At 47.0% G+C, this 18734-nt stretch carries 18 protein-coding genes; 6 read left to right on the forward strand and 12 right to left on the reverse strand.

Annotation, left to right across the window (positions count from 1 at the left end):
• The first annotated feature begins 306 nt into the window (after positions 1 to 306).
• From AC1DE7_RS13955 to AC1DE7_RS13965, 3 genes are read left to right on the forward strand one after another with little or no spacing between them, the layout of a single operon-like run.
• A complete protein-coding gene (locus AC1DE7_RS13955; protein ID WP_477534613.1) occupies positions 307 to 1374 on the forward strand; it encodes a WXG100 family type VII secretion target in 1068 nt (355 codons plus the stop codon).
• A gap of 16 nt (positions 1375 to 1390) precedes the next feature.
• Positions 1391 to 1849: a hypothetical protein gene (locus AC1DE7_RS13960; protein ID WP_477534614.1), complete on the forward strand. Its 459-nt coding sequence runs from the start codon at positions 1391 to 1393 to the stop codon at positions 1847 to 1849.
• Positions 1850 to 1908: 59 nt separating this feature from the next.
• Entirely contained in the window at positions 1909 to 2745 is an 837-nt protein-coding gene (locus tag AC1DE7_RS13965) for a hypothetical protein (protein ID WP_477534615.1), read from the forward strand.
• Positions 2746 to 2871: 126 nt separating this feature from the next.
• Here AC1DE7_RS13965 and AC1DE7_RS13970 read toward each other — a convergent pair whose 3' ends face one another.
• Positions 2872 to 3123, reverse strand: a complete 252-nt coding sequence (locus AC1DE7_RS13970) for an RNA-binding protein (RefSeq protein ID WP_076251279.1) — start codon at positions 3121 to 3123, stop codon at positions 2872 to 2874.
• A gap of 276 nt (positions 3124 to 3399) precedes the next feature.
• On the opposite strand from AC1DE7_RS13970, the gene AC1DE7_RS13975 reads away from it, so the two are divergent.
• Positions 3400 to 3792 carry a RidA family protein gene (locus tag AC1DE7_RS13975; RefSeq protein ID WP_127547171.1) on the forward strand — a complete coding sequence of 131 codons (393 nt, stop codon included), beginning with the start codon at positions 3400 to 3402 and terminating at the stop codon, positions 3790 to 3792.
• 139 nt (positions 3793 to 3931) lie between these two features.
• Here AC1DE7_RS13975 and AC1DE7_RS13980 read toward each other — a convergent pair whose 3' ends face one another.
• The 5 genes from AC1DE7_RS13980 to AC1DE7_RS14000 form a co-directional block, all read right to left on the reverse strand.
• Positions 3932 to 4561 carry a copper amine oxidase N-terminal domain-containing protein gene (locus AC1DE7_RS13980; RefSeq protein WP_127547173.1) on the reverse strand — a complete coding sequence of 210 codons (630 nt, stop codon included), beginning with the start codon at positions 4559 to 4561 and terminating at the stop codon, positions 3932 to 3934.
• Between the two features lie 95 nt (positions 4562 to 4656).
• Positions 4657 to 7266 (reverse strand): polynucleotide kinase-phosphatase, encoded by a 2610-nt coding sequence (locus AC1DE7_RS13985; RefSeq protein WP_477534740.1) that lies wholly within the window; start codon positions 7264 to 7266, stop codon positions 4657 to 4659.
• A 65-nt stretch (positions 7267 to 7331) separates the two neighbouring features.
• Positions 7332 to 8942 (reverse strand): 3' terminal RNA ribose 2'-O-methyltransferase Hen1, encoded by a 1611-nt coding sequence (locus AC1DE7_RS13990; protein ID WP_477534616.1) that lies wholly within the window; start codon positions 8940 to 8942, stop codon positions 7332 to 7334.
• A gap of 433 nt (positions 8943 to 9375) precedes the next feature.
• On the reverse strand, positions 9376 to 10176 hold the full coding sequence (locus tag AC1DE7_RS13995) for a nucleotidyltransferase domain-containing protein (protein ID WP_477534617.1): 801 nt from the start codon (positions 10174 to 10176) through the stop codon (positions 9376 to 9378).
• Between the two features lie 26 nt (positions 10177 to 10202).
• On the reverse strand, positions 10203 to 11696 hold the full coding sequence (locus tag AC1DE7_RS14000) for a TROVE domain-containing protein (RefSeq protein ID WP_477534618.1): 1494 nt from the start codon (positions 11694 to 11696) through the stop codon (positions 10203 to 10205).
• A 371-nt stretch (positions 11697 to 12067) separates the two neighbouring features.
• On the opposite strand from AC1DE7_RS14000, the gene AC1DE7_RS14005 reads away from it, so the two are divergent.
• Both AC1DE7_RS14005 and AC1DE7_RS14010 read left to right on the forward strand, forming a co-directional pair.
• Complete coding sequence (locus AC1DE7_RS14005) at positions 12068 to 13423, forward strand: helix-turn-helix transcriptional regulator (protein ID WP_076319436.1); 1356 nt, start codon at positions 12068 to 12070, stop codon at positions 13421 to 13423.
• Positions 13371 to 14216, forward strand: a complete 846-nt coding sequence (locus AC1DE7_RS14010) for a WYL domain-containing protein (RefSeq protein ID WP_477534619.1) — start codon at positions 13371 to 13373, stop codon at positions 14214 to 14216. The genes AC1DE7_RS14005 and AC1DE7_RS14010 overlap by 53 nt, the downstream gene beginning before the upstream one ends.
• A gap of 283 nt (positions 14217 to 14499) precedes the next feature.
• Here AC1DE7_RS14010 and AC1DE7_RS14015 read toward each other — a convergent pair whose 3' ends face one another.
• The 6 genes from AC1DE7_RS14015 to AC1DE7_RS14040 all read right to left on the reverse strand — a co-directional run bounded on the left by AC1DE7_RS14015 (position 14500) and on the right by AC1DE7_RS14040 (position 18688).
• The gene (locus tag AC1DE7_RS14015; protein ID WP_036672424.1) at positions 14500 to 15000 is read right to left on the reverse strand and encodes an LURP-one-related family protein; all 501 of its coding nucleotides are present in this window, start codon (positions 14998 to 15000) and stop codon (positions 14500 to 14502) included.
• Between the two features lie 180 nt (positions 15001 to 15180).
• Positions 15181 to 15921: a hypothetical protein gene (locus AC1DE7_RS14020; RefSeq protein ID WP_339197522.1), complete on the reverse strand. Its 741-nt coding sequence runs from the start codon at positions 15919 to 15921 to the stop codon at positions 15181 to 15183.
• Entirely contained in the window at positions 15918 to 16616 is a 699-nt protein-coding gene (locus tag AC1DE7_RS14025) for an ABC transporter ATP-binding protein (protein ID WP_477534620.1), read from the reverse strand. Before AC1DE7_RS14025 ends, AC1DE7_RS14020 begins: the two co-directional genes overlap by 4 nt.
• A complete protein-coding gene (locus AC1DE7_RS14030; protein WP_036606428.1) occupies positions 16609 to 16995 on the reverse strand; it encodes a GntR family transcriptional regulator in 387 nt (128 codons plus the stop codon). Before AC1DE7_RS14030 ends, AC1DE7_RS14025 begins: the two co-directional genes overlap by 8 nt.
• A 225-nt stretch (positions 16996 to 17220) precedes the next feature.
• Positions 17221 to 18084 (reverse strand): aldo/keto reductase, encoded by an 864-nt coding sequence (locus AC1DE7_RS14035; RefSeq protein ID WP_477534741.1) that lies wholly within the window; start codon positions 18082 to 18084, stop codon positions 17221 to 17223.
• 46 nt (positions 18085 to 18130) lie between these two features.
• On the reverse strand, positions 18131 to 18688 hold the full coding sequence (locus tag AC1DE7_RS14040; RefSeq protein ID WP_338707918.1) for an STM3941 family protein: 558 nt from the start codon (positions 18686 to 18688) through the stop codon (positions 18131 to 18133).
• Positions 18689 to 18734 lie beyond the last annotated feature (46 nt).

The following is an 18734-nucleotide window of genomic DNA, read 5'->3' on the forward strand; positions in this document are numbered from 1 at the left end:
ATGAGGAATGTGCGTAAGTACATACCTCCGTTAAGACCAAAATCAAATTTACAAGTCCACGCCCCCTATAGGTGGTTGTGGGCTTCTTTGTTTATACTGTTCGTCCCACTTGCAGGAACAAAGTCTTACGAAGAGCACTTATTTAACCCAACCAAAGGACTGTTTTGCGCGTCAATTGCTTATTAGCCGTTGCGAATAAACGTTTCGACCTTTAAAATTAATGGGTAAATATTTCACAGCGTTTCATTTTTCATATATACATAATCTGTAGAAATTCTTAATTTTATCTTCCACGAGGTGAATGTCGTGACCAGGATTATTGTACCGCCTGAGCAGCTTCAGGTAATCTCCAACCAATTTGCTCAAGCTTCGGAACATAGTCGTAGCATGATTAACAATTTAAGCAGACATATAAGTACATTACAGAGCCAGTGGTCAGGAATCACACAAGAGCGTTTCTTTCAGAACTTTCAGGTGGCACATCGGCAAATGGAAAGATTCTCTAGCTCAGTCTCTGCGATTGGCACGGAACTACATACCATCGCAACTCGTTTCTCAGAAGCGGATCAATCTCAGGAGCATGGTGTACAGACCAGTACAAGCCAATCCGCTTCTGGGAAAGATGTAAAAACGACGCTATCGGATATATATGATCAAGGAAGTAAGTCTTGGAATATAATTAATGGGATTCATGGGAATGTAGGCCTGATTGGAACAGGACTATATTCTGCTATGGCTACGTCCATGGTACTCTCCAAAACGGTTCATTTCAAAGTAGATCCCCGGAACTCTAGCCGTGCCAAAGTCCATAATGCTCCGTGGGTGAAGGGAAAGGGAAATTCCTTTCTGAGCAACATGGCACGTAAACTGGATAAACAATTCCGCAGCCCGGGTCTGGTCATGAAAGGATTAAAGGGCTTTGATCGACTTGCAGGTAAATTAAAAGTAGGTGATATCGGGCTTGGTTTCAACAAAGCCAACAGCTTCGGTCAATGGACCCGCAATGTTATTGCCGGTGTGAATAAAGGTCAATACGGTATGAAAATTTCCAAAATCCCTACAATGATAAGCAAAAAACTGTTCCCCATCAACGTAGGACTTAATGTTTGGGATGAAGGGGTTAAAACGGTCTCCAAGTATAAGGAAGGAACATTAACCAAAACGGATCTCGCCGTGTCCACATCGAATATCGTGATCAAGTCTGCCTCTGCAGGAGCCGGGGCTATTGTTGGCGGGACCCTATTATCGTTCGCCGGGCCTGCAGGAACAGCAGTTGGAGCTTATGTAGGCGGAGCTATAGGTAGTTATGCCGGAAAACATATAGCCTCAGCGGCTGAAAAAGGGATTAGATGGGTTAGTAAACTCTTCAAATAATACTTAGGAGGTATCCATGCAGTTCGTTACATACCAACGCAAATATGCAATTCGTCATACGCTGATATCTGCTCTTTTTATCATTGCTGGATTTGTCTTGATTGGTGATGTTATCTATGGTGACAACAGCGTTCTTCAAACCTTGCACTTTACTAGTGCGGCATTCTTAAGCTTTTGGTTTGTGGGGCGTCTGTTTATCTGGAACATCACGAGAATATTTGGTACAAACATCTTATTTTCCTTCGACCTGTCTGGCATTAAGACAAATGCAGGAAAACAGTTATCTTGGAAGGATATACGCACCATTGATTTCGTAGCTCCGGGACTAAACAAATGGATTCAACCTACTCCATCCTATTACTTATTCAAAATGGTTGACGGAAAGAGCTTTAAAATATATACGTATAGTCTACTGAAACATCAGGAAAGTGACATTCTTAAAATACTTCGAAAAACCTGGAATGAGCACAAATGACCTTCTAAAAAAAGTAACCTGTATCTATCAATCTACATAGAAAGTAGGCGGTTAAGCTCATGAATAAACGACTTGTTACCTTATCCATTGAAGAATTTGGATTTGCGCTGGCCACACTTGGCGCAGAGGACATTGCAGCCGGTCTCCTAAAACCGATGTATGGCGAGTTATCTGAACAACACTGGGAACTCGTTCTAAGGGCTGCCTCTCACGGTCTTTTATCCAAGGGGCTAATCTTGCATATGGAAGATACCAAGATAGAGATCGAGTCGGAGTTTTTGAAGATGCTTATGCATTTTGCCCAAAGCCGCAGCATGATTAGAGCGTACTCAGACAGCCTTGAACAAGAAAAGGTATTAACCATTCACAAAAGTACGGATAACAACGATACATACCTCTATCATTTGGCAGTAGATCAACGTGTGCATTTGTTCACCTGGACAGAACCTGAGGAATGGGAAGAGGAGTTGTTCCGATTTTACATAGGGCAACACAAACCATTCATTGATAAACCTACTCAGTTCACGATAACGGAGGAACAATGGACTGTCCTGACGAACGAGGAAAACCATATTTTTTTAGATAGATTCATGGATGATTGGGAGCTTCCTCTAGAAACACGCGAGTTATTGAAGGTATGGCATAACTCTTTTGAAGCTTCTGGTCGTAGTGTGGATAACCTCAGCATCATCAATTATGCCGAAGATGTAATTCCTCTGCCTGATCAAGCTCTCCTGCTGCTTCATACCGAACAAGGTATCTGGAGCATGACTAACAGAGATTCCACCAGCGAAAGTGATTCTAACATCGAGATTGACCAGCACACCAATTCCTCCTTTCGTAAACAATTGCGAGAATGGATCGATCTCTTCGCGGTCCCTGTCTCCCATACTTAAATGTGTAGCACACGCAAAAAAAAGTCCAAGAGCCACCACCTTTGGTCTCTTGGACTTCTTCCATTATTTAACCCATGAACTCTCAACTGCCTGCTCAGCCTACTTGTCATGCAGCCTGCCATAGGACTATGATTCAAACGTCGTTCGTTCCGGGAACTTGCCGCCTTCCCTGAATAAACATCGTACCAGTCGCTGCGCGGCTCGGTTAAAGAAAAAACTCGGGCTTACCCCATCCACCTGGACAGGTTCCAGTTCCTTCACACTTTCCTTAATCTTATTCATCTCAATGAGCCCCATCTTTCGCTCATTCGGTCCGAAGCGATAAATAACCTTCTCATCGTCCTCCGTCTGTTTCACCAGCAGAATCACAGATGCCATACAGGTTACCCCCTATCGTTACGTTATGAGATTCCATTAATCACTTGCCTACTATAATTATTACCCAGATTCTAGTGGAAGGATATAGGACTTAAGTTAGTTATACCTAAATTAAATATCCTGATATAAAGATTCTCTGAAATGAGTCGTTAGGCTCACAAACACCGTGTTTACACTATCCCAATGGATAGTCACTGTCATGAAAGTGCGTACTGCCCAAGTCGTTTTTCTCCGTTTATACTAACCATATCTTGAATTTCCAAAGGAGAGAAACTTATGACTACAGCTCAAATATATAGCCACGGGGTCCCGTGGGAAGAGGCATTCAGCGTTGCTCAGGGATACAGCATTAACGGTACGATCTACATTGCAGGTCAATTTTCGCATGATATGCAGGGAACGTTTATTGGTGTCAATGATATTGAAGCACAGGTCCGCCAGACATTGGATAACTTGGATCGCGTGCTCGCAGGATTTAACGTGACCAAGTCGAACATTGCTGAACTGGAGATTTTTTTGGTTCACCCGCAGGAGCATCTTGAGCCATGTGTTGCTGTGTATAAAGAGTATATTGGTACTCATCGTCCGGCTGTTACAATGGTTGGGACATCGGGTCTGGCCTTCCCTCATCAACTGATTGAGATTCGCGCCGTTGCTCATACCAACTGATCCAGGTCATGTCAAAAGTTGCAGCGCCAAGTAAAATGGCCTGATGAGGTTTCGCTTTAACGAAGTTCATATACAAAAAAGAAGCAGGGCCGGATAAACTCCGAACCTGCTTCTTTATGAATTCTTATTCTTATTCTTATTATTTGACTTTCACCGTCAGCGTATTACCAGATGAAGTGAGGGATGCCCCAAGCCCTTCTACCAAAACTCTGAGGGGAATATACGTCGTTCCCTTAATTTCTTTGGGTGCTGCCTGTAGGGTGACTTCTTTCCCGTTAACCTTCACCTTTTTACTGCCCAAGGTAAAGATTAGCTTGTACTTGTCTTTGGTAACGGTAATGGTCTGAGTCTTACTGTCCCAAGACGTTTTGGCTTTCATTGCTTTGGCCATCTCACGCAGAGGTACGAGATTTGTGTTATTCATTATAATTGGAGATTCGGTGAAAATAACCTTGGAACCATTCACCTTCACCTGAACAGCAGACTTGATATATTCTGGTTTAGGAGTGGCTTTCTTTTGGGTTGCCGTTGAAGACTTATTACTTTTCTTGGTACTTCCTGAACTGGATGAACTTGTAGAGGAAGATTTGGAACTCGAAGAAGAACCTCCGTTGTGATAATGATATTCCCCTTGTTTCAGCCCCCATTTTGCACAGTTGGTTCGACAGGTATGTCCCCCATTTGCATCTGTTCTTCCCGGGTGAGCAGACGCAACGGTAGCAAAAATCATGAAAATGGCAAGCAAACTGCTTATTACTTTGATACGCATACGGATAACCTCCAGCAATTAGTTTGGCCAGAGTATCATACCATAATTACCCATACAATATAGGTGAATAACAAAAATTATTTTCATATAACAGTTTACAAACGCGGGTCTACTCGCTCCGACTCCAGCGATAGCGTTGCCAGCACGCATTCATGAATTCGTTCCACTGGCTCTCTGCGTATAAAGCGCTCAATCCCCTCCATGCCCAAAGCACTCTCCATTAAGGCGTGACGTTCTTTTTTGGACGTTTTGCGTTTACGAAGTCGGGACAGATTCTCGGGTGCCAGGTAGTCCATCCCATAGATGATGTGCAAATATGCACGTCCTCGTACTTTAATCGCAGGCTGAATCATTTTGTTATTATTCCAGGCGCGGAATGTTTCGGGTTTGATCACAATCCCCTCATGTCCTTCCGCCGTAATCTCATTCCACCAAAGAATGACATCCGCTTCATCTGCCTCACTTGCGATCACGCGATATTCCGTCTCCATCATCATGGTCGATATCCGGGCGAACTCACGGTTCTGCTCCATATGCCATTCATGCGTTTGCTCCCAAAATGCTCCCGTGCTATGTGCCAGTGTGTGGAACGGTGCAATCCGTATGTCCCCGATATCCTCCACATCCCAGCAGTATTTCTGGAATACATCGCGGAACGTCTCGGCATTAGCGAGTTTACCTGCTGTCTCCTGCAACCAGTCATCTACATTCCGACCTGCCGCTTGAGCTTCGCGCAGTTTGTCCAGCACTGTAGAGCGATCCATGAGCGAGGCTTCGGCCACATGTGCATATTGTGAAGCAATCAGCTCACGCGCCTTTAGATTCCAAGGTACAATCTCCGCATCGAGCAATACAAACTCCGTCTGATGACGCTCAAAATAACCGTCTACGGTCAAGTCCACATGTAATCTGGAAAGCACATCTTGCTCTGTCGAAGGGTCAAAAAAGGATCGGCCCGTCCGGGTCACAATGTTCCCCAACATCGGCCTACCCACTCGCTGCACCGCAGCTTGCTCATCGCGGAAAAGAAGCAAAATGGCCCGACTGCCCATGTGTTTCTTCTCGGCAACCATACGGGTAACGCCCTGTGAACGATAATAATGGAACGCATCCTGTGGATGCTCCAGATATCCCTCTACAGAACAGACACCCGGCGGAGGACTCATCGTAGGCGGGATGTAAATCAGTTCTTCCAGAGGCACAGTATAATGGGAAAACGTATCAATCGCCGTCTTCGCCACCTCACCGTGCACAGATACATCAAGTTTGGATGCTGTCTGAACCGTGAAACCCTCCTTAAACTTACGTATGTTGGGCGGAGCAAAACGCCGCTGTTCCCAGCGCTTTAATGGACTATCCGGATCCCTCGCATAATCCTGCTTCGCCGGAACACTGACTGCCTCACGTTCTGGCATTCGCCAAGCAGTGAGCATGCCACCAAAAACGACACCTTGATCAATGTTGACCGTATCATTCACAATCGTAGGATATGGACGGGGATCATGTCCCCAGACGATGCATTCACCCGAATTGTGATCCACGTACCAATCCTTGCGCACAGGCCGACCCTGCTCATCCGTACCCTCCACATCGCCATATCGGCAGTAATCCTGAATGCGTTTGGACTGTTTTCCGATAAAATGATCTCGAATTCCCGCGTGTGCTACAACCACCTGTCTTACCCCGTTCCGGGAAAAGACCAGATGAGATGGTGCATCAAGCAGAAATGCCCTAAGCTCTGCACGTACTCGCTTTGCTGTCTCTTGGCCTTGCTCCCGCTCAAACTGTAGCAGTTCCATCTCCACCCGTTCGTCACCATGACTCAACGTAACGTCACGACCATCCAGATAACGCGCGATCTTCCAGCCGTGATTACTGTCAATCATGTAGGCGAGCTCGGCGGCACAATGCCGTTGCCAGAACAACAGACAATTTAATGATTCTGGCCCACGGCTCGTTACGTCACCAACGGAAACCAATTTCCGTCCTTCAGGGTGACGGTACAGACCACTTCCATCCTCGTCCACATACCCGAGACGCACGATTATTTCCATCATTTCATCGTAACAGCCATGAATATCTCCGATGATATCAATACCTGTACCCATGTCGGTCACCAGTGGATTGGATGTGCGGACAAACGTAATCTCATCCGGCCGCTTCAGCACATAACTGGCATCGAAGCCATCCTCACGGATCGAGCGTAATGTGCGCTTGAACTGCTGCACCTGTTGTTTCACCCGTTGACGTCCACGCGGATACTCCCGCTGGGCATCACGTTCCAGCAGCTCTTTTTCAGGGATATCCAGCACCACAGCAATCACAGGCACATGAGCCTTTCTTGCCACCTGAATCAGGCGCTCGCGATCCTCGGGATACAGATGTGTCGCATCCACCCAGGTCAGCTTGTTCAGACGGCAGCGGGTTGCCAGCATCGCCTCCATCGCCTCAAATGCTTTGGCCGATACTTGCTGATACTCCGCATAGATCACATCCGCTTCACTGCGGGGACGGTGTTTCCAATCCACATACTCATCATCTCCAACCAGCATGCGGAATTGATCTGACGAGACGGCTTCTGTGCGGCGAATGACACTTTCTGCAACGAGACGATCCAACATCGTACTTTTGCCACTGTTGGACGGGCCAACAAGAACGACGATACCTGCATAGGGCAGACGGATCTCCCGCTGTCTTTCCTTCATCTCATTTTTCCGATCCTGCTGTCCTCTGCCCACACTAGCTGTTTCACTAGAACCCGTTTTTCCACTCATGATAGACTCTCCTTTCTCCGTTCAAAAATGACCAGTTGGGTAGGTTGTCCATAGCCCTCTACATGCTCACCGATACCCTTAATTTCATAGCCATAGTTCCCGTGCTGCGTCCATTCCTCACACCGGGAAGCCAGCTCCGCACGAGTCCATTCAAAGCGATGATCATGGTGACGGAAACTTTCCTGCTCCATTGCATACACTTCGTTATATTCTTTGTTTGGTGTAGTGACCAGCAGCACTTCTGGCTGATAATCGTTCATGATTGTATCCATAATTCCGTTCAGACGATATTCCTCGATATGCTCAACCACTTCGCACAGAATCATAACGTCCTGGTTTTGCATCTGCTCGTCAAAATAAAACAGTGAACCGATGATTGGCTCCGGCATAGCCACCACTCCAGAACGACCCTCCAGCTTCGCGAAGCGCTCCATAGCCCGGAGCCGCGACTGACCGGAAGGTTCAACGGCCAGAATTGCCTCCACACCGGGAATGTACGCCAAACGGGCAGACAGCTTGCCTTCACCCGCTCCCATATCAACAATGCTCCGTTTGACTGGCAACGCTTCAACCACATCTGTAATCGCACGATAACGCAACTCGTTTAGCCGCACAGGAGGTTCAGATTGTTCAGATTGCCCGCCATCTCCTCCAGCTGTACCTGTATCTACATCAGCAATCTTTGCATCACCATCTTCTATCTCTGTATCTGCATCCGTACCTTCACCTGGACCTCTAGGATCTGCATTCAGTTGCATCTCATCGTTATCGGACTCGGACCCCAGATACTCTTTTTCTCCTTCATCCCGATGCCCTGCTTTTTTCTCCTGAATAATCGCTTCCGAGATGTGACCTATTCCTCTCTCCTGTCCAAGAGACGCAGACAAAGCACCCTCTTGTCGCTCATACTGCCGAATCAGTTCGGCAAAACGCAACGTACGCTTCACAATGAGTTCTTTCAGTGGGTGAGCATCCAGCCACCCTTCACCATACCGTTTGATTTTATCGATCTCATCTTCACTGATGAAATAATGTTTGTAATTATCCAGCACTGGAATCAGTAGAAAAAGCTGACGCAGTGCATGTTGTACCGTATTACGTCCACGCAGGATGATATGGCGAACCGTGCTTTTATTTTTCAGATCAAATGAATACGATAGTTCTCCACGCTCCACCGAAACGGCGTATCCTAATGGCGAGAATAATTCTTCCACAACTCGATCCGGCAGATCGGAAGCCACTGGGCCAAAGGTCAGTTCCAACTCGAAAGCATGCCCTACCCATTGCACATAGTCTTCCTTGGGCTTACCATTCAAGGCCGTCCCTAGCGCCCCACGTATGTAGGAGCAGAACAAGCTGCTGGTCACGAACTCACGATCATTGATATATTGCGTTATGTCATATCCATCAGGTGTACCTCTGACCAGATCCACAGGATCAGGCTCGGCATGAATCAGCACTTCTGTTTCGTTCTCTGTAGCCGTGGTGTACACCATTCTTACACGCACACCTTTGTCTACTCGGTCATATATATTCAGCGGATTCTTCGCTAACAAATGGGATACAACCCCCGCGTCAGCGCCGCTTGTTTTTAAGATCAGATGCATCAGTTCTCCTCCTTATATATAAAAAATGTCGTCACGCACTAGTGCGTTTCTTGCAAACCTGCTGAAAGCCCAAGCGTTCTTAAACGTCCCGGAGCCAGAGCAGCACAAGTACATGATGGAGCGCTAACGAATCGCTGGCGTCTTATTTCATGATGAGAAGCCCCCTTGAAACCTAACGAACCCAAGTCACGCTATATGGGGCTAAACCGCCATTTTCCAGCCTTTTATCCGACTTTTTCGGACAATAACGTGTCCCATGTTCCTTACATTTTAAAAAATCACCCTTGAGGCAACATAAGACGTCCTGTGTTCCTTAGAACATACTCTCCCTAGCAATTGCAATTCGTCACAATCAGCCAGCCGACCTGGACTATAAAACGTTCGGACGCGGACATTCATCATCGAATCGCTTGCCTGAGTGAGAAGAAACGTCCTAATTGTTCCCCCACACCTCTTGTAATGCAAAACGGAAAATCCGGTCCAATTCTTCAAATTGAATAATCCGCTCATTCTCCATCTGGCCGGCCAGTTGTTCAAAATGCTCGATCTTCTCCGTCAAAAAAGCTTGTATTGCGGGCAACTGCGGCTCCAGATCCAGTTCCTCGCCCGCCTTTTTCCGGCGTAGTAACTCATGAATCTCCGTATATAGCGGTGTAGTCGCAGGTACAAGTTCTTGAATCAGCTCTTCAAATGCCATCGGTGGCATCGCATCATAACGTTCGATCCAGCCACAAGCGAGTAAGGGGCGCAGCACATAGAAATACTTTTTAATCCTCACCTGGTCCCCTTGTAAATAATCGCGGAAATTGCCCTTCGCCATATTCAGATAATGATACATGCAGGACTTGGGCGAGAAGGTCAACGGTGACAGCGCACGGATATGCTGTGCCACGTTATACTGTTCATCATACTGAATGGGGGATTGCAGCCACTCCAAGAGTGGTGGATTTGATTTGCGAAACAGCTTTAACGCCTTGCGCAGATCCCAACCATTGATATCGAGCTGGTCACTGATTGGGCGTTCAATAACATCCCTTTTATCCTCAATCGACAAGTACCATTCCAGCGGTCTTACATACAGAAAACGCACATCATAATCACTGTCCTGTGAAGGAAACCCCCACGCCCGGCTGCCTGATTCACAGGCATAGATGATCCGTACCTGCTCCTCCTGTTCAATCTGCTTGAGCTGTTGTCTGATCGTGTCTTTCATTTCTTCATGAACATAGGTCATCGTCAGTTGCCTCCAAATTTCCCAATCTAAATCTCTATCTCTCTCACCCGGTTCGCAAGTGTATCATATCCTGCCACAGTCTCGGCAATATACGTCAATACCGTTTCACTCCAACCGTAGATGTAAAAGGTTTTGCCATCCCGTGGCGGTACCATGGCCTGCTGATAAGGTGCTATATCCACAATAAATGCCTTCAACTCGGGATTCATCATCCGGCGATATCGCTCAAGCTCAGCATATAACGGGCTGCCTTCATTCTGCTGTTCATCGGTGATCATAATGATCTGATCCACTTTTTCTCCGATATCCCGAAGTTCCCGCACCGGTCGACCGGTATCTGTTCCACCTTGTGCGCGAATACGGTGAGCTTGGGAAAGGATGCTCTCATCCATCTTGGGACGAGCATCCTCAACCATATGGTCGAATAACCAGAACAGCGCGTTACCTCTTGTTTGTTTATAAAGCGCCAGTGCCAGCACCGAACCAATCCGCAAATAATCCCCTTGCATGGAACCGGAGCGATCCAGGAAAATAGCGGTTCTTCCCGGCAGTGTTGGCAGGTTGCCAATGGATAGCTCCACCGCTTGCCGCAAAGCATCCCGCAACTCTTCTCTCGCAATCATTTCATATGCACTGGCGAATCGGAAAGGCAAGATGCGCGACTTACGCAGGGCTTCTGCATCCGTTAGACGACCTGTTACGTAATCGATATTTTTCGATTTTTCAAAAACACCTGCCCGATCCATTGCATTCAGATGGCGCAGCAACGCAAAAGTCGGCATCTGTGACATTAACGCCTCCCACACCGTACGTGTCGGTTGCATGATCGAGGTGACCACCGAATACGGCAGTTTACCTTTCTCGATCAGATGCATCCGGCTTGCCGGGTTTGGAGTAGCTTTCAGCTTTTCAAGCGCCTGCAACTGCGGTAGTTCCGTAAGATCCACCTCATGCCCGCGCAAATAACGGAATAAGGCTTGCTGCTTCAGATCTATCGGCTTGGGATGTGCTGTAGCGATCATATCGCCCAGACTGTATCCACGCCCACGCCCGTTGTATTTGATCGCCCAATATTCAGTAATGCCGTTCAAAAATTGACTCACCTGACGCTTAACCGCTCGCCCGCCCTGTCCCCGACCAGTTCCTCTTAGAATCGTCAGAAAATCGGCCAAGTCAGCCGGTGTCTGTACCACCTTGGAGAATATCTTCGCAAACTGATCTGGGTCCACTTTGGACAGCAGTGCCAGCCCGTATAGAGGCTGTAACCGCATCAAACCTTCATTACGAGCATAGACCAGCGCCCGCGCCATAAACCCTGCATCGACCTCAGCCATCTCCTGATGACTGACCATCGCATCGTCCATCAGTTGCTGTGTATCTGTATAAAACGTATTGTTCAATGTATTGGTCATCAACATCTGTATATATTGTTCCTCCACCAATCGCTCATAGGCTCCGTAGCCCCCATGATTACGTGTCGTTGGCTGAGGTTGATTAAATAATTGTTTCGCTCTGCTCATCACTCATGACCTCCCGGTGTGAGTCTATTTGCTGTTCTTTCATAATAAAATGTTCCGAGGAAAAAGGTGGGAAGGTATAATACCCGCTCTACCGCTGAGCTACACCGCCATGTACGGCGGCGATTGGATTCGAACCAACGACCTGGTCGATTAACAGTCGAAGTAACCCTCCCTGGCGCCTCGGAACCTTGATCCGCAGAGTTTGTTGCTGCCCCGCTTCACAACCTTATTATGCCTCACACATCTGCACGCGAACATGGCGAAAGTATGGCGACGAATCATTTTCTGAAATGGAGTCAACCTTCATAAGTTTAAAATGAAACCTTCCGCTCATCCTGCTACAATGAAGGGATAACAAGGAGTGAATGTTCATGGCAAGAGAGAGTTTTGACAAAGAAATTCAGTTCTTACGCATGTTATCCCTAACAAGCGGTGCATATAACCGCAAACAATATGCCGAGCGGCTTGGCATATCCGTACATACCTTTGATAAAACCAATCGCAGATTAAAAGAAATCATGCAGACCGTCGCTGACCAGCGTTCAGGTGCCGAAGCAAGCCTGGAAATGGCAGATCTCGTCCGCTTCCAATACGGGGAGTCGGCAGAGCCTATGTTGCTCTTCCTCTTCCGCGCCAAGTCGATGAAAGAGACTGAAGTTCAGCGGCTTTCTGTCCTTTTGCATACCTTACAACATAAAACCCTGACCGCGATGGAACTGCTGGACGCCTGCTGTGCTGATCTGCCGGAGGATCTGGCGTTACCTGACGAGAAAACCATTCGTTCCGATCTGAAGTATCTGGAAGAGGTTGGGGTTATCCGAAAAGAGCCGGGTGGCAGACCGTATCGATATGCTTTACAACAGGACGTCCTTACCGAATTGACAGTGGAGGAACAGCTGGAGTTGTATGATTTTGTGGATATGATGGCGAACACCCAGGTTCCTTCCGTACAGGGGTACTTATTGCGCGACAGTTTAAAAAAAGCAATTACGGCAAGTTTCCCGCAAGAAGAAGCTACCGAGCCCTATATCTATAAGTATCACTATTATTCTCGTATCCTGGACGAAGCTCATCTCTACACGCTACTTAGTGCGATTCGTCAGCGTAAACGTGTGCAGTTCCTATACTATTCACCGAAAAAACCATCCAGCTACAGTTCACAGAATACGAATCCACGCTTTGAACGGGAAGCAGGTGGTCGATCCAACCGGATCGTGCCCCTTGAAGTGATCTATGACCATCAGTATGGTCGTTGGTATGTAATTGGATATCAGGGCCGGCGCGGCTTTGTGAAATTCCGCATGGAAGGCATAACACAGTTGGAGGAACAGGATTCAGTAGAAGAGCAATACATGCTCAAACTGAAGCAGCAGTGGACCGACATTAGTCGCTACAGTTGGCTCGTGGATACGGGAAATACCGTGACGGTTCAAGCTCGCTTTTTCCACCCGGAGCGTGGTCAGCGCAACTTTATTCTGGATCGGGTTCGTCTGCAAGGTCAATGGGGCAAAATTATACCCGAAACGGATCATACCTTTCTCTACGAAATCCAGGTCAACGGTACCACCGAGATCAAACCGTGGTTGCGGAGTTTTGGCTCAAGCTGCGAAGTAATCGCGCCTCAGAGACTACGCCAGGAGATGATCAAGGAATGGAAGGAGATTGCGGAATATTATGAACCTGTTCGAGAAGATGTTCAATTACCAGATGATGACACGACTGAATGAAACCGGACTGTTCACCTGGACCTCACAGGAACGGGCCTGGCTTCGCATGATGCTGAATCACCCTGCTGCGAGAGAAGCGCTGAGCCCTGTTACATTGGATAAAATGTACAACATGCTGAATGGTGAGCAGGACCTGAACCTTCAAGATTACCTGACTGAAAAAGCCAAAAGCGAAGAAAACAGTGTCTCTCACCCACTACTTCGACAGTTACGGCTAATCATTCTGCATCATCAGGGATTTCGCATGACGGGTCGTGTCCGCAATGGACGCACGAGCCATGATGAATTCGGCTTCCCGTACAAACTGGAGTATTCAATGGTCAAAAAAGAATGGTACGTGCTATGGTATGCGCCTCGCTTCGACAAACTAATGTCGACCAAGCTGCACAGCATCGTTACCGTGGAAGCCCAACCGGTTGAACTGGATACCGCTTCGGGTTACACTGCCCGGATTGCTGCGATAACGGAGAAGCGCAAAACGACCATCACCATCGAGGTACTGCCCGAGTTCAATCAGGAACTGTCCCGAATCCTCTATGCCTTCTCCTGCTTCGAAAAACAGGTCGAGTACCTGGAAGCCAAGCAGACATATCGGATCGAGCTGACCGTTCCGCGCAATGAGATGGATTACGTCTTATCCAAAATGCGTTTTCTCGGCAAACGGGTTCGAATTGCTGACCACACAGTGCTACGGGAGCGAATGTCGGAAACAGCTGCGAAGGCATTAGCCCGTTATGCGGAAAAAGATCCTGATACGCATTCCGAATGCTCCAATGAAGTTCAGCACCGTTAACGTGAGGAAGGCTCCCTTGCGAAAGCCGATGGTCAATGATTTTGTAAGATTGGGTTAACCATAACTATTGCTCAAAAGCAAACCCATATAAAAAAAGGTCTGGATAATCTCATCCAAACCTTTTTGGTATACCTGTTTGCTCGTAAAATATCGTGAAGTGGCAACCAGCTTTACTCCGTTCCACTTAAAATCGTTTCCAGTGTCCAACACATTGCTATGAACAAGGTTAAGCGAGTCTTGAAGGGACTGCCTTTGCTCAGATGACGGTTAATACGCTCCTGTACTACGTTCCTCCACTGCTAGCTGCCGAGTTCCGTCTTTTGTTAATCGCGTGCACGCCCATGACCACTGCAATTAATTCATACGTGTCCAGTTGTTCAGACTGGTTATCTAATACAAATGCCCCTGAACTAAACCAGCCGCTGGTGCGACGGAAACTGGCCACGATGCGGCCACCACTGCCACTTATATCATATTCCTGCGAAAAAGCTGGAGCAGACACATCATATGTACCTCGTGATCCTGCGTCATATTCATACTTTTTACTAAAGAAACTGAACCTGGCCCGCAACACACCCAGATGTCTCCCATCTGCTGCAGTGATATCCCAACGATTCGTTAACATGCGAAATTTGCCGCTACAGACCAATCCCGTGTTATCCGATACATCGAGCGAAGAACCAAAGACACTTTTCAAATCCAGATGCCCTGCCTGTTCCTGATTTGGATTCATAATCTCGGTGTAACCTGCGTTAAAAAAGTTATCCCTGAAGTATAGTTCCATAACGCTTTCTCCTTTCCCTTACATATCCTTTTGTTCTCTTTAACCTAATCTCGCATCGAGCACACAATATATCTATATATACGTATAATTAATGGTAGTGGATTCAAAAAGTGGATTATTACTGGATGTAAAAAAACGAGCAACCCTGGTTGCTCGCATCACGTTCAAGTTATCCTGTTATCAGACTTCCACTTTTTTGTTGTTCAGGTAAATGGTAGCCCACACCAAGATGACCGCCACAATGACTTCAAATACAATGCTTCCCCACATGCCGTCCGACCATAGTACACCATTGGCTGTGATTGCAATACCTGTACTTTCTTCCGTATACCGGAACATCTCATTTGGACTGAAGCGTCCTGTCGTAATGATATTTTCCAACCAGCCAAGCAGATTAACGAGGACAAAGAATGCAACGATTCCAATCCATGGCCCCGTTCTCCAACGGAAGCTGCCTGCAATCGAGATCGAAAGGAAGATAATGACGGTCATGAATACCATAACCCATGCGCTAAACAGCAACAAACTAATATAATCCGAAACATGCAGACCCGAAAGATCAATATTGGTAGCCATGTTCATTCGTAGCTTCATTGAGATATAGATGTAGGCATGAGTCGCGAATATAATGACTAACCCCAACCCGCAAAGGGCTCCAAAGATCAAGGGAGACAACACATGTGACAGGCCCGTTACGGGTAAAAGGCGGCGATTATAAGAGCGGATATTGGACGTGTATGTTTTGATCATTTTCACATAAATAGCCACACCAACTCCAACATAACCCATAATGCCAAGCACAATCCCTGTGACCTCAGACACGAAAAGGGAAAGCCCCACTTGAGCGATAATCAAAATAACTAGCCCAGCCAGCAGTGTATTCCAGTTCCTTCTAAAGTCATACTTCAATAATGTCATCATTCCGCATAGACCTCCTTGAACATCTCATCCACACTTTTCCCATATTTCAGACGGAGCGTTTCCACTTCTTCCCGCATCACCAACTCACCCTCGCGAATAAAGACAACTTCATCAAAAATCCGTTCGATATCATTCACAAGATGCGTGGAGATGATCAGACTGCTCTCTTCATCATAGAATTTGACGATCGCATCCAGAATCTTGCCTCGCGCAACCGGATCTACTCCGCCAATCGGTTCATCCAGCAAATACAGACGAGCCTTACGAGAAAGTGCCAGTGTTAGTTGTAGTCGTTCATTCATCCCTTTCGACAGATGCCGTACCCGGTCACTCTCGACAAGGTTCATGAAGTCCAGCATCTCCCGTGCCTTCTCCTCATCAAAATCAGCATAGAAATCGCGATAATACGCAATCGCATCCCGCACTCTCATCCACTTCTCGGTTAATGGGCGATCCGGCATAAATGAAACCAGCGTCTTCGTCTCCAGCCCAACAGGCTTACCTGTAACTTGAATCGTTCCGCTGCTCGGATGCAACAAACCTGCAACCAGCTTCATGAGCGTACTTTTTCCACTACCATTGCTACCCAGCAGACCTACGATTCGTCCTGGAGCAATATCCAATGTAATATTACTGAGCGCTTTCTTATTGCCATATGTTTTATTGATCTGGTTCAGTTCAAGGATGTTACTCATGCGTTGTTCCTCCCTTTCCTTCCGCAACGGCATCGGCTACGATGGATAAGATATCCTGCTCTTCGATCCCCAGTTCCTGCATTCCGGTCAGAAAGCGTTCCAGCAATTCACCGGCCATCTCTTTTTTGATCGTCATAATCTTCCGCTCCTCACTGGTCACATATCTGCCCAAGCCCCGTTTGGTTTCGACCACTTCTTCCCGCTCAAGCTCCTGAAATGTCCGTTGTACTGTATTTGGATTGATCTGTAGTTCAGCCGCCAGTTCACGAACCGAAGGAATTTTGTCACCTGCCTGAAGTGTCCCGGTTACAATCTGTCTCTTGATGTACTGCATGATCTGCAGATAGATTGGTAAATTGTTATCAAATTCTATAGTCACAAAGCTCTCGCTCCCCTCTGTACTGGTGTGTTAGTTACATAGTACACTAGTGAAATAGTGTTGTAAAGCCCATTTGTTAAAATATATATTCTCTCAATTGATGGGCAAGCTTCTGCTATCGGTATCCAGACAAAAAAAAGAGCAGATCGTGAAGATCTGCTCTGCATAACATTATTAATCGTATTGTTATCTTTTTCATATGCTTATCCAATAAAAAAGAGCCAGCTACACGATATCTAGAGGTACTTTTCCTTTAGGTGCAGGGAATGCCTCATCCAAACGGGCGAGTTCCTCTTGTGTCAAAATGATATTCACTGCTGCTGCATTGTCTGCCACATGATTCAGCTGTACCGCCTTCGGAATCGCCAGTACATCTCCATCCCTGATCACCCAGGCTAATGCGATCTGCGAAGTCGTAACTCCTCGATCCTGCGCAATCTTCTGAATGACTGGATGCTCCAACAATTCACTTCGAAGTCTGCCACCCTGTGCCAGTGGACAATACGCCATTACAGGAACGCTCCGTTCCCGCATCCAGGGAAGCAGATCATGTTCAATACCACGCGAAGCTGCATGGTAGAGCACCTGATTCACCATGCACTGAGACCCCTCTGGCAGACTCCATAACTCCTGCATATCCCTTGTATCCAGGTTTGATACACCCCAGCGAATGATTTTACCGGATTGCTTCAATTGTTCCAAAGCCTCAACCGTCTCTTCGAGCGGTACTCCTCCACGCCAGTGAAGCAAATACAGATCCAGACGATCTGTACCAAGACGCGTGAGACTACGCTCACAAGCAGTAATCATCTGCTTGCGATCCGCATGATGGGGATACACTTTGGATACGAGAAAAACTTCATCACGATAGCCCGCGATGGCCTTTCCCGTAACAACTTCTGCCCCACCTTCTGCATACATCTCCGCCGTATCAATCACGGTCATTCCCAGTTCAATACCGGAACGCAGTGCCCGTACTTCTTCTTGCTGGCTGGATTGCTTCTCTCCCATGTTCCATGTGCCTTGTCCTATCGCAGGCAGGGCAGTTCCATCCGGAAGTAGAATCGTGCGTGTTTGATTACCATGCATCATCTATATTCCTCCATTCTGAAGACTTATGGACATTCTGACCTCTCTAACGACGATTATACGAATCATAAATCATGTTATCACTCACATGTCTCCAGTGGCTCATCATCATGATATACAATTGATCCAGTGGCACTGTGAGGCTACTTTGGGCAACGCTGATGGTTGCATCGACCATATTGCTGTTGACCGTCATCAATTTGCGTTTCATCCCGTTCTGGCGATCCAGAAAGGCTTTCTCGTCCCGCAACTTGACCCCGATCATTTTCTGTCCCATCAATTCATACATAAAAATATTCTCAACGTCTTTCCAGGCCACTGCTCCTCCTGCGGTATAAGAAGATGCATCCACAAACCCATCCTCATCGATTACAAAAGAAGGTTCCTTCTTGATCATCTTTACCAGACTGTAACAGAAACATAGCCCAAAAAACAAAATGGATAGAAGTCCAATCACATCCGAAAGGATGGAATCATTCGTAACTGAAGAACGATCAAAAATCAAAAAAAATCCGGCTGCCACAAAAAGTGCTGCCCCTGCCGTGAGCCACGCCATTCGTTTCCGGTTTGGATATTCCACATGTTGCTCATAGGATGTGCTCAACTTGACGTTCCTCCTCCATTGCGACTGAATCATACGAGTTCTATAT

Source organism: Paenibacillus sp. 10L310, assembly GCF_056395745.1.

Excerpts from the sequence above, each read along its gene's own strand:
- AC1DE7_RS14025 (WP_477534620.1), bottom strand. The coding sequence starts at position 16,616 with ATGAGTAACATCCTTGAACTGAACCAGATCAATAAAACATATGGCAAT.
- AC1DE7_RS14035 (WP_477534741.1), bottom strand. The coding sequence starts at position 18,084 with ATGCATGGTAATCAAACACGCACGATTCTACTTCCGGATGGAACTGCC.
- AC1DE7_RS13980 (WP_127547173.1), bottom strand. The coding sequence starts at position 4,561 with ATGCGTATCAAAGTAATAAGCAGTTTGCTTGCCATTTTCATGATTTTT.
- AC1DE7_RS14015 (WP_036672424.1), bottom strand. The coding sequence starts at position 15,000 with ATGGAACTATACTTCAGGGATAACTTTTTTAACGCAGGTTACACCGAG.
- AC1DE7_RS13960 (WP_477534614.1), top strand. The coding sequence starts at position 1,391 with ATGCAGTTCGTTACATACCAACGCAAATATGCAATTCGTCATACGCTG.
- AC1DE7_RS13995 (WP_477534617.1), bottom strand. The coding sequence starts at position 10,176 with ATGACCTATGTTCATGAAGAAATGAAAGACACGATCAGACAACAGCTC.
- AC1DE7_RS13970 (WP_076251279.1), bottom strand. The coding sequence starts at position 3,123 with ATGGCATCTGTGATTCTGCTGGTGAAACAGACGGAGGACGATGAGAAG.
- AC1DE7_RS14020 (WP_339197522.1), bottom strand. The coding sequence starts at position 15,921 with ATGATGACATTATTGAAGTATGACTTTAGAAGGAACTGGAATACACTG.
- AC1DE7_RS14000 (WP_477534618.1), bottom strand. The coding sequence starts at position 11,696 with ATGAGCAGAGCGAAACAATTATTTAATCAACCTCAGCCAACGACACGT.
- AC1DE7_RS13985 (WP_477534740.1), bottom strand. The coding sequence starts at position 7,266 with ATGAAGGAAAGACAGCGGGAGATCCGTCTGCCCTATGCAGGTATCGTC.
- AC1DE7_RS13965 (WP_477534615.1), top strand. The coding sequence starts at position 1,909 with ATGAATAAACGACTTGTTACCTTATCCATTGAAGAATTTGGATTTGCG.
- AC1DE7_RS14010 (WP_477534619.1), top strand. The coding sequence starts at position 13,371 with ATGAACCTGTTCGAGAAGATGTTCAATTACCAGATGATGACACGACTG.
- AC1DE7_RS13990 (WP_477534616.1), bottom strand. The coding sequence starts at position 8,942 with ATGCATCTGATCTTAAAAACAAGCGGCGCTGACGCGGGGGTTGTATCC.
- AC1DE7_RS13975 (WP_127547171.1), top strand. The coding sequence starts at position 3,400 with ATGACTACAGCTCAAATATATAGCCACGGGGTCCCGTGGGAAGAGGCA.
- AC1DE7_RS14005 (WP_076319436.1), top strand. The coding sequence starts at position 12,068 with ATGGCAAGAGAGAGTTTTGACAAAGAAATTCAGTTCTTACGCATGTTA.